Here is a 14,873-nt window from a genome sequence, read left to right as displayed (position 1 = left end):
AAGCCTACCTCTTTACTATGAAGACGCTGAATATTAATTTCTGCTGACATACTTATTTTAGAAGCTCAAAAAATGGCTGCAATTGCGCACGCTTACGTTTATAAGAAGCTTGATTCACAACCAGGCGCGCACTAATATCGGCAATCTGTTCGACTTCAACTAAGCCATTTGCTCGCAAGGTATTGCCGGTAGAAACCAGATCCACGATCGCATCGGCCAAACCCACTAGTGGGGCTAACTCCATAGAACCGTATAAGTGGATCGTATCAATATGTACGCCCTTATTTGCAAAGTGCTCTCGTGCACAGTTGACATACTTGGTTGCCACTTTTAAGCGAGAGCCTTGTTTGACTGCGGCAGCGTAATCAAATCCTTCTTTGACAGCAACAGACATGCGGCATCGAGCAATCTGAAGATCGAAGGGTACATACAAACCATCCGTGCCGTTCTCCATCAATACATCCAGACCAGCTACACCAAAATCGGCGCCACCAAATTGAACATAGGTAGGAACGTCCGAAGCACGCACAATAATGAGGCGTACTTCAGGATTGGAGGTCTCAATAATGAGTTTGCGTGACTTTTCAGGATCTTCCAGCGGACGAATGCCGATCTTAGATAAGATCTGGGCGGTTTCTTCGAAGATGCGCCCCTTCGAAAGGGCTAAAGTTAACTTCATGGACTAATTATCCATCAGGCTTACTTCACTCGCTGAATGTTGGCCCCTAATAAGGTCAACTTTTGCTCCATGCGGTCATATCCACGATCTAAGTGATAAATCCGGTCTACCTGGGTTTCACCTTGAGCAGCTAAGCCCGCAATCACCAAACTAGCAGATGCGCGCAAATCGGTCGCCATCACCACTGCCCCAGAAAGCTTTTCGACTCCCTGAGCAATAGCGGTATTGCCCTCAATCGCGATATCTGCCCCTAAGCGGTTGAGCTCTTGAACATGCATAAAGCGATTTTCAAAGATGGTTTCGGTAATTGTAGAAGTGCCTGAAGCAATGGCATTGACTGCCATGAGTTGTGCCTGCATATCTGTTGGAAAGGCAGGGTATTCAGAAGTACGAAAATTGACTGCCTTAGGGCGGCCTGTCATGGAAGCCTTGATCCAGTCAGGTCCTACTTCCATCTTTAGACCAGCCTCCTTCAGCTTGACTAGGACCGCATCTAATGTATCTGGGCGGCAATGTTTTACCAAGACCTCACCCCCGGCGGCGGCAACTGCACATAGGAAAGTGCCTGCCTCAATACGATCAGCAATCACCGCATGCTCAGCACTATGAAGTTTTTCAACCCCCTCAATCACCAGTCGATCACTACCAATTCCGGTGATCTTTGCACCCATCTTCACCAACAGATCAGCTAAGTCACCCACTTCAGGTTCGCGGGCAGCATTTTCTAAAATCGTTATGCCGGATGCCAGGGTAGCTGCCATCAATAAATTTTCAGTGCCCGTGACAGTAATCATATCGGTCAAAATCGAGGCACCTTGCAAACGACCATCGGGTGACTGGGTCGCTGCTTGAATATAGCCACCCTTAATGTTAATCGTGGCACCCATCGCCTTAAGGCCTTTAATATGCTGATCGACTGGACGCGCGCCAATAGCGCATCCCCCAGGCAAAGACACTTTTGCACTATGCATTCTGGCCAAAAGAGGGCCTAACACCAGAATAGAAGCGCGCATGGTTTTTACCATCTCGTAGGTTGCTTCTGAGCTTTTAATATTTGCTGCACTAAGAACTACATGATTGCGATTACTCGCATCCGGAAAAGATACAGTGACACCAATTTCTTGCAACAACTTGAGCATCGTGCGCACATCTTGTAAATCTGGCACATTGCGCAGTGAAATAGGTTGATCTGTTAAGAGGCAGGCGCACAAAATTGGTAATGCAGCATTTTTAGCCCCAGCAATCAGTACCTCTCCCTTGAGTGGCGTGCCACCCAACATCCGTAATTTATCCATGACTCTATTTCCGTAACAATCTTAAGCAGCGGTGTTTTTTGCAAACTCTTCGGGGGTAAATGCTTTAATTGATAAGGCATGCACTTCAGCCTTCATACGATCACCCATGGCAGCATAGACCAATTGATGACGCTGTATCAAGCGCTTGCCTTCAAAATCAGGACTCACAATGGTGGCAAAAAAATGTTGTCCATCACCCTCAACCTGAAGGTATGTGCAGGCTACTCCTTGCTGGATATAGTCCTCAATTTGTTTTGGGGTTGGCAACATTTTTAACTCCTGATTTTATTCTTCATGGCTAATGACGTACTACCGAATTCACTGCTAATTTTAATGCTCTACTAATTTCTTAACTTATAGCCTTTTTGTAATAAACGCAAAGCAACTACAGAAACGAGAATAAAGAAGCTGACTACAATCGCCAAACTATTCCAAGGCGAGATATCCGATACACCAAAGAAGCCATAACGGAATCCATCGATCATGTAGAAAAATGGATTGAAATGCGAAACTGTTTGCCACGCGACTGGTAAGGAATGAATAGAATAAAACACCCCCGATAGCATCGTTGCCGGCATGATGATGAAATTCTGGAAAGCGGCTAGCTGATCGTATTTATCAGCCCAAATACCGGCAATTAAACCCATGCTTCCTAAAATAGCAGCGCCCAGAAAAGCAAATGTCAATATCCATAGAGGGTACTCAAATGCAGGTGGGGCATACCAGGCAGTGATCGCCAAGACGCCTAGACCAACCATGACACCACGAAACACCGCTGCGAGAACATAGGCAGCATAAAACTCCAGATGACTAAACGGTGCCAGTAATACAAACACTAAATTACCGGTTACCTTAGACTGAATCAAGGATGAGGAAGTATTCGCAAAAGCATTTTGCAATACGCTCATCATGACCAGACCAGGAATCAAAAAGGTGGTGTAGCTCAAGCGTCCATATACTTCTTTACCCTCTAGTACATGACCAAAAATCATCAGATACAAAATAGCAGTGAGCACTGGGGCTGCCACCGTCTGAAAACCTACTTTATAAAAACGCTTAATTTCTTTACGGAGCAAGGTGGGGAAACCGCTACCGTAGATCATCAGGGGTTTACTCAGAATAGGCTTCACTTCGGGCTTCACTTAGGGCTTCCCGACATAATATTCACGAAGACATCTTCTAAGTCTGTTTTACCTTCACCATCTTTTTTGACAGAGCCATACTGACTCAACAAATTGGCCGTAGTATCTAGCGCAACAATCTTGCCTTGCTTGAGCATCGCAATCCGCTGGCATAGTGCTTCAGCCTCTTCCAGATAGTGCGTTGTTAATACAATCGTATGGCCATCTTGATTTAGACGACTAATAAATTGCCAAAGGGATTGACGTAACTCGACATCTACTCCTGCTGTTGGCTCATCTAAGATGATCACTGGTGGTCTATGCACCAGCGCTTGGGCAACCAGTACGCGCCGTTTCATTCCGCCTGATAAGGCGCGCATATTACTATCTGCCTTTGAAGTGAGATCGAGGTTAGTCATAATCTCTTCGATCCAGGAATCATTATTGCGAATGCCAAAATAGCCTGACTGAAATTGGAGGGTTTCTCGCACAGTAAAAAAGGGGTCAAATACCAACTCTTGCGGCACTACTCCCAACATTCGGCGTGCCTCACGAAAATTGGCTTGCACATCAGCGCCCATAATCGCGGCGGTACCCTGATCCGTAGTTACTAAACCCGCCAATATAGAAATGAGGGTTGTTTTACCTGCCCCATTAGGACCTAGTAAACCAAAAAACTCACCCTGTTCAATTGACAAGGAAACCTGATCTAGTGCTTGAAGCGCACCATAGTTTTTTGATATGTGTTTAATCGAGATCGCAGAGTGCATGCTATGACAGGCCTAGCAACTCGGCCACGCCATATACACCAGCTAGAACTTTTAATTTCTCAGGCGCATTCAATACAGACATCTGCTGACCAACTGCCTGAAGTTTTTTCTGCCATGCGAGTAGTACTGTTAGGACGGTAGAGTCAAAGTCATGTAATTGTGAGCAATCTACTAATCCTAATGCGACTACATTACGTAGCCCCTCTATCTCTAAGTGCGATGCATTCTCTTGTGTCACTGCGACAGGAAGTAAAAAAGGCATTCTCTCTCAGTCTTTAATTAGTGGGCTTTGCAGCAGCTAATTGTTTATTGCGATCCTGCAAAAACTTCACTAAGCCCTCAATGCCGTTCTGACTAATCTGATTGGCGAACTGATTGCGATAAGCCTCTATCAACCAAGCGCCCATAATGTTGATGTCATAGACCCTCCAACCACTGGGAGTTTTCTCTAAGCGGTAATCTAGCGGGATAGGATCCCCTCGACCAATCACGACTGTTCTGACCACTACTTCTTTATCATCGGGAGCAGCCCGCAGGGGCTTGAATTGAATTGTTTGATCTCTCAGCTGGCTTAATGCTCCAGAATAAGTACGAATTAATAAACTCTTAAATTCACTGACTAGCTGCGCCTGTTGTTCTGGACTTGCCTTTTTCCAATTAGGCCCCATCGCCATCTCTGTCGTGCGACGCATATCGGTATAGGGAACAATTTTCTTTTCGACCAAATCTACAATGCGAGGGACATTCCCCTTCTGAATCTCAGGATCAGACTTGACTGATGCCATCACATCAGAAACTACCGCTTTAATCAGGCCATCTGGCGTTGACTGATCCACTGTTTGTGCACTGACACTGGCAGACATCAAGAAAAAGCCAGCGCACAAGGCGAGGCAGTATTGTTGAATAGTTTTGTTGCTTTTCATATTTTCTCGATCAAGGCTATTCGTAAGGATTTTGATAAATGGGGATCACCGACTCGTCATCATCGCGCGATTCATTGATTTGATACTCACGCCGCTGAATATACGCATCCCGCACAAAGCTGTACTTATCAATAGCCGCGCCATCTAATAAGTCACCTGCCTCGTAATAGGTATTACGTGCATTGACTACCCGTAAGCCAGTAATACTATTCCGTAAGCCAATATCTTTAACGTAAGCAAATAGATAGTCTGACTCCAGATCGGCTGCTGTTCCCAAGGTATCGCGTACAGTGCTTGGGCCAAAAAATGGCAAAACAACATAAGGGCCAGAGGGAAGACCCCAGACACCAAAGGTTTGACCCCAATCCTCTTTGTGTTTTGGTAGACCGCCAGGTGTTGCCATATCAATCAAGCCACCTAAACCAAAGGTGGTATTGACAACTACGCGCATGAGATCACTAAAGGCCAAACTTGGTTTACCTTGAAGCAAGTTTTGCAAAGCAGTGTAGATGTCGCTGTAATTGCTGAAGAAGTTATATATTCCATCACGCACAAATTCTGGCAAAACAAAGCGATAACCCTTTACCACGGGCTTGAGAACATACGAGTCCAAGCCCTCATTAAACTCAAATACAGAACGATTAAAAGGCTCCCAAGGGTCATTAGGAGAAGGTGCAACGCCAGCAGGAATAGACGCACAACCCACCATGGTCGTAATCAGACCAAGCAAAATAATATGCTTAAGCTTTGCTAGTAAATACATTATTTTGACGCGCCCTTATCTTGGCCTTTATCTTGTCCGCTATCAGCAGCCTTGTTGTACAAGAATTGGCTAATGAGGTTTTCTAAAACAACTGCTGACTGCGTTTGAGTAATCCTATCGCCAGCGACTAACATAGCATCTGAGCCACCTGCCTCCAGCCCAATATATTGCTCGCCCAGCAGTCCCGAAGTCAAAATCTTAGCGGCCGAATCCTTGGGGAACTGATAACCTTCTTCAATCGTCATGACTACCGTTGCCTGATAGGTCTTGTCATCAAAAGAAATGTTGGCAATACGTCCAACCACTACTCCCGCACTTTTTACAGGGGCACGTGGCTTTAGTCCGCCAATATTGTCAAAACGCGCTGAAATTTTGTAAGTTGGCGTAAACGAAACGGCATTCATATTGCCGACTTTTAAAGCCAAAAATAAAGCGGCTAATAAGCCAATGGCTACAAAGACGCCGACCCAAATATCAATTGCACTTTTTCTCATAAGAGTTCCAGTTTATTCGTTCTAATTCGAGAACATCATGGCGGTCAGCAAGAAATCTAATGCTAAAACCGATAAAGAAGAGATCACCACAGTCCGAGTAGTGGCTTGGGATACACCCTCAGGCGTAGGTTTAGCTTCATAACCCTGATAAAGGGCAATAAAGGTGACCGCAACACCAAAAACCAAACTTTTAATCAAACCATTGCCAATGTCAGAAAAAAGATCAACCCCACCCTGCATTTGTGACCAGAAAGCACCAGAATCCACTCCAATCAGAGGAACCCCGACAAAGTAACCGCCGATGACACCCACAGCAGTAAAGATGGTCGCCAAAATAGGCATGGCTATGATCCCAGCCCAAAGGCGTGGCGCAATCACACGACTCAAAGGATCTACGGCCATCATCTCCATGGCACTCAATTGCTCACCCGCTTTCATCAAACCAATTTCAGCAGTGAGTGAAGTACCAGCACGCCCTGCAAATAGCAAAGCAGTAATGACGGGGCCCAATTCTCGGGTGAGAGAAAGTGCGACTAATAAGCCTAAGGCCTGCTCAGAGCCATAACGATTGAGGGTGTAATAACCCTGCAAGCCCAAAACGAAACCTACGAATAAACCAGACACCGCAATGATGACAAAGGAATGATTTCCTAAAAACAGAATTTGATCAGACACTAAACGTGGGCGTTTTAATAAAAATGCGGAACGCATGATCACTGCTGCAAACATCCGTGCAGCTAAGCCAAGACTAGTTAAGTTGCGGCGGATGAAAAAACCGAGGTCGCCAAATAAATCTAAAGCTTTAGAAATTATATTCATTTGGGTAGCACCCCAAAATCTTCTTCCAGAGTTTGGCCGGGATAGTGAAATGGCACAGGACCATCAGGACAGGCATCTAAAAAATTGACGTACAAAAGGATCCGTTGAGCGACTTAATTCTGCTGGGGTACCTTGCGCACCAATGCGCCCATTAGCGATAAAGTACACATAGTCTGCAATTTCAAATGTCTCTTCCACATCGTGCGTTACTAACAGGCTAGTTGCACCCAAGGCATTATTAAGATCGCGGATCAGGCGCGCAGTAATTCCTAAAGAAATCGGATCTAGTCCAGCAAAAGGCTCGTCATACATGATCAAGGGAGGGTCTAGTGCAATAGCTCTGGCTAAAGCCACGCGCCGTGCCATACCTCCAGAAATTTGTGAGGGCATCAAATCGCGTGCACCACGTAAGCCTACGGCATTAAGTTTCATCAAGACTAATGAGCGCAATAAGTCTTCACTTAAATCGGTATGCTCACGCAAGGGAAAAGCAACATTTTCAAAAACACTGAGGTCTGTAAAAAGTGCACCAAACTGAAATAGCATACCCATACGGCGACGAATCGCCATCAGCTCAGCTGAGCTCATCTTGCCAACATCAGCACCTTCGAATAGCACTTGGCCTGACTGGGCTGCGAACTGTCCGCCGATCAATCGCAGAATTGTCGTCTTACCGCAACCAGAACCGCCCATCACTGCGACTACCTGACCACGACGAAACTCCATATTGAGTCCCGACAAAATTTGTCGCTCACCTGGTGCATAGGAAAAGTTGACATCTTTAATCGCAACGACAACTTCGCCCAAGGGATCTTTACTTGTACTCACTAAGCTGGACTGGTCACCATTCATATCCTCCCTATTATCGCGGAAGAACGGAAGACCCCATTAAGAACTCGTCTATTGCTTGAGCGCACTGACGGCCTTCACGGATCGCCCACACAACCAAAGATTGGCCCCGGCGCATATCACCCGCCGCAAATACTTTTGGCACATTCGTTTGGTACGCATTGTGACCGTCAACTGTTGCTTTTGCGTTACCGCGAGCATCTTTTTCTACGCCAAAGGCAGTAAGTACCTGCTGTGCAGGTGATACAAATCCCATCGCTAGTAATACCAAGTCTGCCTTAATCTCAAATTCTGAGTTTGGCACTTCTGACATCTTGCCGTCTCTCCACTCCAAGCGAACCCCAATGAGCTTCTCTACTTTGCCGTCTTTACCCTCAAAACGCTTAGTAGCTACAGACCAATCACGCTCACAGCCTTCCTCATGCGAAGAAGAGGTGCGTAACTTGGTAGGCCAATACGGCCAAACTAAGGGCTTATTTTCCACTTCTGGAGGCTGCGGTAACAATTCAAACTGGGTAATCTGGGTCGCACCATGGCGATTAGATGTCCCGACGCAATCAGATCCGGTATCTCCGCCACCAATCACAACAACATGCTTATCAGTTGCACGAATCTCACTTTTAAGATCACCCGCATTCTCTTTATTTTGTGGAATTAAGAAATCCAAAGCGTAATGCACACCAGCTAACTCGCGACCTGGCACTGGCAAGTCACGAGGCTGCTCAGCACCGCCAGTAATCACAATTGCATCAAAATCTTTCATCAACTGATCAGGAGAAACGGTTTTGGTAGAGTAATTTTTGACTTCAATACCAATGGCCTCCTTACCCACAAAAACGCCCGTTTCAAACTTCACGCCTTCAGCTTGCATCTGCTCGACACGGCGATCGATCAGCCATTTCTCCATCTTAAAATCAGGGATGCCGTAACGCAGTAGTCCACCCACTCGGTCATTCTTTTCAAATACAGTGACATCATGACCAACGCGCGCTAATTGCTGTGCTGCTGCCATACCAGCAGGTCCGCCACCAACCACTGCAATCTTTTTACCAGTCTTAGTTTTAGGAGGCTGCGGTACAACCCAACCATTTTCCCAACCCTTGTCAATAATCGCGTGCTCGATAGACTTAATACCCACGGCTTCACTATTGATCCCTAGCGTACAAGCAGACTCGCAAGGGGCTGGGCAAATACGGCCCGTGAATTCAGGGAAATTATTGGTAGATTGCAAAACATCTAATGCATTCTTCCAGTCATCATGAAATACCAAATCATTAAAATCCGGAATGATATTGTTTACCGGACAGCCGCTATTACAAAAAGGAATACCGCAATCCATACAACGTGCGCCCTGCACCTTAGCTTCAGCATCTGTCAATGTCACAACAAACTCTTTGTAATGATGAAGACGTTTAATAGGCGCTTCGTAGGTTTCCGCTACGCGCTCAAACTCCATAAACCCAGTGACTTTACCCATATTAAATCCTTAGTATCTTTTCTTAATGTCTTGTTTGATTAAGCAGCAACGGTTTTGTTTTGCGCTTTTTCCCACAGCTCGCCTAATGCACGTTTGTATTCAGCTGGCAGAACTTTGACAAAACGACCACGGGCATTTTCCCAATCGGCCAACAATGCTTTGGCACGCTCTGATCCTGTATGACGGAAATGACGCTCTATCAGGCCCTTCAAAATAGCCTCATCCGTTAAGCGCTCGCCACCATCTTTAACGTCAATCGGCGCATGCCACTGTGATTGAGGTATTTGAGCAATCTGCTCAGTAGAGGAAAGTACTTTCTCTAAAGTAGCCATGCTGGTGTTACAACGCTTTTCAAATAGACCATCTTCGTCATAAACATAAGCAATACCACCACTCATACCAGCAGCGAAGTTACGTCCGGTTGCGCCTAAGACCACTACGGTACCGCCAGTCATGTATTCACATCCATGGTCACCGGTCCCTTCTACGACCGTTGTGGCACCAGAATTTCGAACTGCAAAACGCTCACCTGCAACACCATTAAAGAAGGCCTCGCCACCAATTGCACCATAGAGAACTGTATTACCCACAATAATGTTCTTGGCTGTATCGCCACGGAACTCATGTGGGGCGCGCACAATCACACGACCGCCAGACAAGCCTTTACCTACGTAGTCATTACCATCACCCACTAAATCTAAAGTAACACCACGCGCCAAGAATGCAGCGAAGCTTTGACCTGCAGTTCCATTCAGCTGAATGTGAATAGTGTCATCTGGTAAGCCTGCATGACCATAACGCTGTGCGATTTCTCCGGAGAGCATGGCACCAACCGTACGGTTCACATTCTTCACAGGAACAATGAAAGAGACTTTTTCGCCACGCTCAAGTGCAGGCTCACTCTTCTCAATCAGAATATTATCCAGCGCACTTCCTAAGCCATGTTCTTGAGTCAGGATTTGATAACGTGGAGCGTCTTTAGCCACTTGTGGCTCAGCAAAAATCTTACTGAAATCTAAACCATGAACCTTCCAGTTCTCAATGCCCTTACGGGTATCTAAGAAATCGACTCTTCCAATCAAATCATTAAATTTACGAATACCAAGTTGCGCCATGATCTCTCGTACTTCTTCAGCAATGAAGAAAAAGAAGTTCACTACATGCTCAGGTTTGCCAGAAAACTTTTTACGTAATGCCGGATCTTGCGTAGCTACCCCAACAGGGCAGGTATTTAAGTGACACTTACGCATCATGATGCAACCTTCAGCGACCAGGGGTGCTGTTGCAAAACCAAACTCATCAGCGCCAAGTAAGGCACCAATGACAACATCGCGACCGGTTTTCATTTGGCCATCCGCTTGTACACGAATACGGCTACGCAAGCCGTTGAGTACTAAAGTTTGCTGTGTTTCTGCTAAGCCTAGCTCCCAAGGAGAGCCAGCATGCTTAATAGAAGAAAGTGGCGATGCACCAGTACCGCCATCATGACCAGAAATCACAACGTGATCTGCTTTTGCTTTAGCAACCCCGGCGGCCACTGTACCAACACCGACTTCAGATACCAGCTTGACAGAGATATCTGCCGCAGGATTGACGTTCTTCAAGTCATGGATTAATTGCGCAATATCTTCAATCGAATAAATATCGTGATGCGGAGGCGGGGAAATCAAGCCCACGCCCGGAACAGAAAAGCGTAATTTACCAATGTAGTCAGAGACCTTACCACCAGGTAATTGACCGCCTTCGCCAGGCTTAGCACCCTGCGCCATCTTGATCTGAATCTGATCGGCAGATCGAAGATATTCAGTAGTGACACCAAAACGACCGGAAGCTACTTGTTTAATCTTAGAGCGTAATGAATCGCCATCGAGCAAAGGGATGTGTGCCTCGACAACATCGTCTCCTAAAACGCTAGCCAGGGTTTCGCCCTTCTTAATGGGAATACCTTTGAGCTCATTGATGTAACGATTTGGATCCTCGCCCCCTTCGCCAGTATTGGACTTACCGCCAATACGATTCATGGCAATAGCTAAAGTAGCATGGGCTTCAGTAGAAATTGAACCCAAAGACATCGCACCCGTTGCAAAACGTTTAACGATTTCTTTTGCAGACTCTACTTCATCCAGAGGAATCGCCTTAGAGGGATCTAACTTGAACTCAAACAAACCCCGCAATGTCATTTGACGCTTGGTTTGATCATTAATCAGGTTTGCATACTCTTTATAAGTCTGATAACCCTTCTCAGCGCCAATGCGTGTGGAGTGCTGTAATTTAGCAATCGTATCCGGCGTCCACATATGGTCTTCACCACGAATACGGAAAGCATATTCACCACCTGCTTCAAGCATATTTGTTAAGACAGGGTCATTACTAAAGGCAGATTGATGCATACGCAATGCCTCTTCGGCAACCTCAAACACACCAATACCGCCTACATTTGATGGTGTACCTTTGAAATAGCGATTAATCACATCTTGGTTCAAGCCGATAGCCTCAAAGATCTGTGAGCCGGTATAGGACATGTAAGTAGAGATGCCCATTTTGGACATCACCTTTTGCAAGCCCTTACCAACGGCTTTTACAAAATTCTTGACTGCTTTTTCAGCAGACAGGTCACCTGACAAGCCTTTAGCCATCTCGGCTAGTGTTTCCATAGCAAGGTAGGGATGAATAGCTTCTGCACCATAGCCAGCTAAGAGGGCAAAGTGATGAGTCTCACGTGCACTACCCGTTTCTACTACCAAGCCAACGCTAGTACGCAAACCTTTTTCAACTAGGTGCTGATGAATTGCAGAGGTTGCCAACAAAGCAGGAATAGCGACATGTTGCTCATCGACCTGACGATCACTGACAATCAAAATACTATACCCAGAGCGCACGGCATCTGCCGCTTCAGCGCACAAGGAAGCTAAGCGAGCTTCAATACCTTCTTTACCCCAAGAAGCTGGATAGCAGATATCTAATTCATAAGAACGGAACTTGCCGTTGGTGTAATGGCCAATATGCCGAATCTTAGTAATGTCATCAAAATCCAAAATAGGTTGGCTCACTTCTAAGCGCATTGGTGGATTGATGTTGTTGGTATCTAGCAAATTAGGCTTCGGCCCAATGAAAGACACCAAAGACATCACCATATTTTCGCGAATAGAATCAATCGGAGGATTGGTCACCTGCGCAAATAATTGCTTGAAGTAGTTATATAGCGGCTTGTTCTTATTAGATAAAACAGCCAATGGGCTATCGTTCCCCATGGAACCAATCGCCTCCTCACCATTCATGGCCATTGGTGCCATCAGATACTTAATGTCTTCTTGCGTATAAGCAAATGCCTGCTGTCGATCCAATAACTTGGCGGCAGGACGAATAGTCATTTTTTCATCGAGCAAATCGGCTTTGCTCGCATCTACTTCGTCTAGCTTGACGCGTACTGCATCGATCCAACTCTTATATGGCTTAGCTTGAGACACTGCATTCTTTAATTCAACGTCATCAATAATGCGGCCTTGCTCCATATCAATCATGAACATCTTGCCTGGTTGCAAGCGCCACTTTTGAATAATCTTACTTTCTGGAATCGGCAATACACCTGCCTCTGAGCCCATGATGACTAAATCATCATCGGTCACGTAATATCGTGCTGGACGTAATCCGTTGCGATCTAGGGTGGCGCCAATTTGGCGGCCATCAGTAAATGCCATCGCTGCAGGTCCATCCCATGGCTCCATCATGGAGGCGTGATATTCATAGAATGCACGACGGTTCTCATCCATCAAGGTATGCTGTTCCCATGCTTCTGGAATCATCATCATCATGGCTTGTGCTAATGGATAGCCTGCCATCACCAGCAGCTCTAAACAATTATCAAAGCAAGCAGTATCGGATTGCCCTGGATAAATCAGTGGCCATAATTTTTTAAGATCATCGCCTAGCACTGGGGAGCTGATGGCTCCTTCGCGGGCATTGACCCAGTTAACATTTCCCTTGACGGTATTGATTTCGCCGTTATGGGCGATCATGCGATACGGATGGGCTAGCTCCCAAGCTGGGAAGGTGTTTGTTGAAAAGCGTTGATGTACTAGTGCCAATGCTGAAACAGTGCGTGCATCTTGTAGATCTTGGTAATAAGCGCCTACTTGATTTGCTAGTAGTAAGCCTTTGTACACAATAGTGCGTGCCGACATCGATGCCACAAAATATTCTTTACCATGCTTCAGATGTAAATCTTGAATGGCGTGACTGGCTGTTTTGCGAATCACGTATAACTTACGCTCAAGCGCATCGGTGGTCATAATGTCTCGACCGCGCCCAATAAAGATCTGCCTAATAAATGGCTCTGTCTTACGTACAGTTGGCGACATAGGCAACTTCACATCAATCGGCACATCTCTCCAACCCAATACAACTTGTCCTTCTAGTCGCACTGTGCGCTCTAATTCTTGTTCACAAGCTAAACGGGATGCGCGCTCTTTTGGTAAGAAGATCATACCCACGCCATACTCGCCCAAAGGTGGAAGTGTCACACCCTGCTTGTCCATTTCTTCACGATACAAAGTATCTGGCACTTGAATCAAGATGCCTGCACCATCACCCATTAAGGGATCTGCACCAACAGCACCGCGATGATCTAAATTCTCCAAAATCTGCAAACCTTGAGCAACGATCTCGTGAGTATTTTTTACCTTTGATATGTGCTACAAATCCTACGCCGCAAGCATCATGCTCATTTCGGGGATCGTAAAGACCTTGAGCGATTGGGCGAAGATTGGATTGAATTTCTGTAGTCATAATATTTCCGTGTGCCATTGTTGGCCTCATTACTTTTGGAGGATCCAATATAGGGGAATACCCACACTGATGCAATAGAAATTAAATGACTCTGTCCCATTATTTTATGATCAAGATTAGGGGGTCTTTAATAAATGGGGACAGACTTAAGAAGGATTCGGCATGAACGACTATTTCATGCCCTGTAGATAATTCTAAGCCATTGAATTTAAATGGGGTTTTTCTGTGGCCGCCCTCGACGGCGAATAAGCACTTGCGCAGGGTTATCTTTAAATAGCTTTTTAGCGAATACATCGCTTACCCAAGGCTTAGATCGATTAATGGCTTCGGTGATTTGTTGATCTTCCCAATGGGGGGCGCCCTCCTTTACAAAGGCGGCCCAAGTCATTTGTCTCTCAAAGGGAGTATTGCCCAAACTCCAAAAGTGCTGATGGTCTACCAACCACGGCTCTGCGTTTCCCCCAATGTGAGATGGAAAGCTCGTCCAATTGGATAGTTGAGGGTTTGAATCGAAACCCGCCCTTACTGGATTTAACTCGATATACCGTTGGCACCGCAAAAAATAATCGGGGTCTATTAAGGAGGATCTGTAGCGCCCCTCCCAAATAGTGCCTGAGCGCTGATGTTGTTGATTAAAGTACTGCGCATAACGCCTACCAAGCGACTGCATGGTTTTGGCAAGTGAATCCCCATGCTGAGGGGTTATTAAAAGGTGCACATGATTTGGCATCAAGACAAATGCATGAACTGAACAAGCAAATTGCTTTGCTGCCTCTTTTAACCAGTCTAAATAGATTCTGCGATCAGCAGCGTTAAAAAATAGCGTCTCGCGATTATTACCCCGCACCATCACATGCATCGCTTGACCGAGAATAATGATGCGTGCCTGGCGTGCCAT

At 45.9% G+C, this 14,873-nt stretch carries 12 protein-coding genes and 2 pseudogenes; all 14 read right to left on the bottom strand.

Annotated features, from left to right (window positions below):
* Positions 1–52: 52 nt before the first annotated feature.
* The 14 genes and pseudogenes from hisG to DCO16_RS00470 all read right to left on the bottom strand — a co-directional run bounded on the left by hisG (position 53) and on the right by DCO16_RS00470 (position 14,873).
* The gene (gene hisG, locus DCO16_RS00535) at positions 53–679 is read right to left on the bottom strand and encodes an ATP phosphoribosyltransferase (RefSeq protein WP_173941851.1); all 627 of its coding nucleotides are present in this window, start codon (positions 677–679) and stop codon (positions 53–55) included.
* Positions 680–699: 20 nt separating this feature from the next.
* Complete coding sequence (gene murA / locus DCO16_RS00530; protein ID WP_173941850.1) at positions 700–1,974, bottom strand: UDP-N-acetylglucosamine 1-carboxyvinyltransferase; 1,275 nt, start codon at positions 1,972–1,974, stop codon at positions 700–702.
* A gap of 21 nt (positions 1,975–1,995) precedes the next feature.
* Entirely contained in the window at positions 1,996–2,244 is a 249-nt protein-coding gene (locus tag DCO16_RS00525) for a BolA family protein (protein ID WP_173941849.1), read from the bottom strand.
* A gap of 71 nt (positions 2,245–2,315) precedes the next feature.
* Positions 2,316–3,077: an ABC transporter permease gene (locus tag DCO16_RS00520; RefSeq protein WP_173943710.1), complete on the bottom strand. Its 762-nt coding sequence runs from the start codon at positions 3,075–3,077 to the stop codon at positions 2,316–2,318.
* A 35-nt stretch (positions 3,078–3,112) separates the two neighbouring features.
* The gene (locus tag DCO16_RS00515; RefSeq protein WP_173941848.1) at positions 3,113–3,865 is read right to left on the bottom strand and encodes an ABC transporter ATP-binding protein; all 753 of its coding nucleotides are present in this window, start codon (positions 3,863–3,865) and stop codon (positions 3,113–3,115) included.
* Position 3,866: 1 nt separating this feature from the next.
* A complete protein-coding gene (locus tag DCO16_RS00510) occupies positions 3,867–4,127 on the bottom strand; it encodes an STAS domain-containing protein (protein WP_173941847.1) in 261 nt (86 codons plus the stop codon).
* 13 nt (positions 4,128–4,140) lie between these two features.
* Entirely contained in the window at positions 4,141–4,788 is a 648-nt protein-coding gene (locus DCO16_RS00505) for an MlaC/ttg2D family ABC transporter substrate-binding protein (RefSeq protein WP_173941846.1), read from the bottom strand.
* A 16-nt stretch (positions 4,789–4,804) separates the two neighbouring features.
* Positions 4,805–5,551, bottom strand: coding sequence for an MlaA family lipoprotein (locus DCO16_RS00500; protein ID WP_173941845.1), 747 nt, complete (start codon positions 5,549–5,551; stop codon positions 4,805–4,807).
* On the bottom strand, positions 5,551–6,045 hold the full coding sequence (gene mlaD, locus DCO16_RS00495) for an outer membrane lipid asymmetry maintenance protein MlaD (protein ID WP_173941844.1): 495 nt from the start codon (positions 6,043–6,045) through the stop codon (positions 5,551–5,553). Before mlaD ends, DCO16_RS00500 begins: the two co-directional genes overlap by 1 nt.
* 21 nt (positions 6,046–6,066) lie before the next feature.
* Positions 6,067–6,864 (bottom strand): lipid asymmetry maintenance ABC transporter permease subunit MlaE, encoded by a 798-nt coding sequence (mlaE, locus tag DCO16_RS00490; protein ID WP_173941843.1) that lies wholly within the window; start codon positions 6,862–6,864, stop codon positions 6,067–6,069.
* Positions 6,861–7,590 (bottom strand): annotated as a pseudogene (locus tag DCO16_RS00485) (ABC transporter ATP-binding protein). Before DCO16_RS00485 ends, mlaE begins: the two are co-directional and overlap by 4 nt.
* Before the next feature lie 136 nt (positions 7,591–7,726).
* Positions 7,727–9,190 carry a glutamate synthase subunit beta gene (locus DCO16_RS00480; RefSeq protein ID WP_173941842.1) on the bottom strand — a complete coding sequence of 488 codons (1,464 nt, stop codon included), beginning with the start codon at positions 9,188–9,190 and terminating at the stop codon, positions 7,727–7,729.
* A 38-nt stretch (positions 9,191–9,228) separates the two neighbouring features.
* A pseudogene (locus DCO16_RS00475) lies at positions 9,229–13,975 on the bottom strand (glutamate synthase-related protein).
* Positions 13,976–14,183: 208 nt separating this feature from the next.
* Positions 14,184–14,873: a transposase gene (locus tag DCO16_RS00470; protein WP_173941841.1), complete on the bottom strand. Its 690-nt coding sequence runs from the start codon at positions 14,871–14,873 to the stop codon at positions 14,184–14,186.

This window comes from Polynucleobacter antarcticus (assembly GCF_013307245.1).
Classification (GTDB): domain Bacteria; phylum Pseudomonadota; class Gammaproteobacteria; order Burkholderiales; family Burkholderiaceae; genus Polynucleobacter; species Polynucleobacter antarcticus.
The sequence above is the reverse complement of the archived record's forward strand: the minus strand, read 5'-3'. Positions and strand labels throughout refer to the sequence as shown.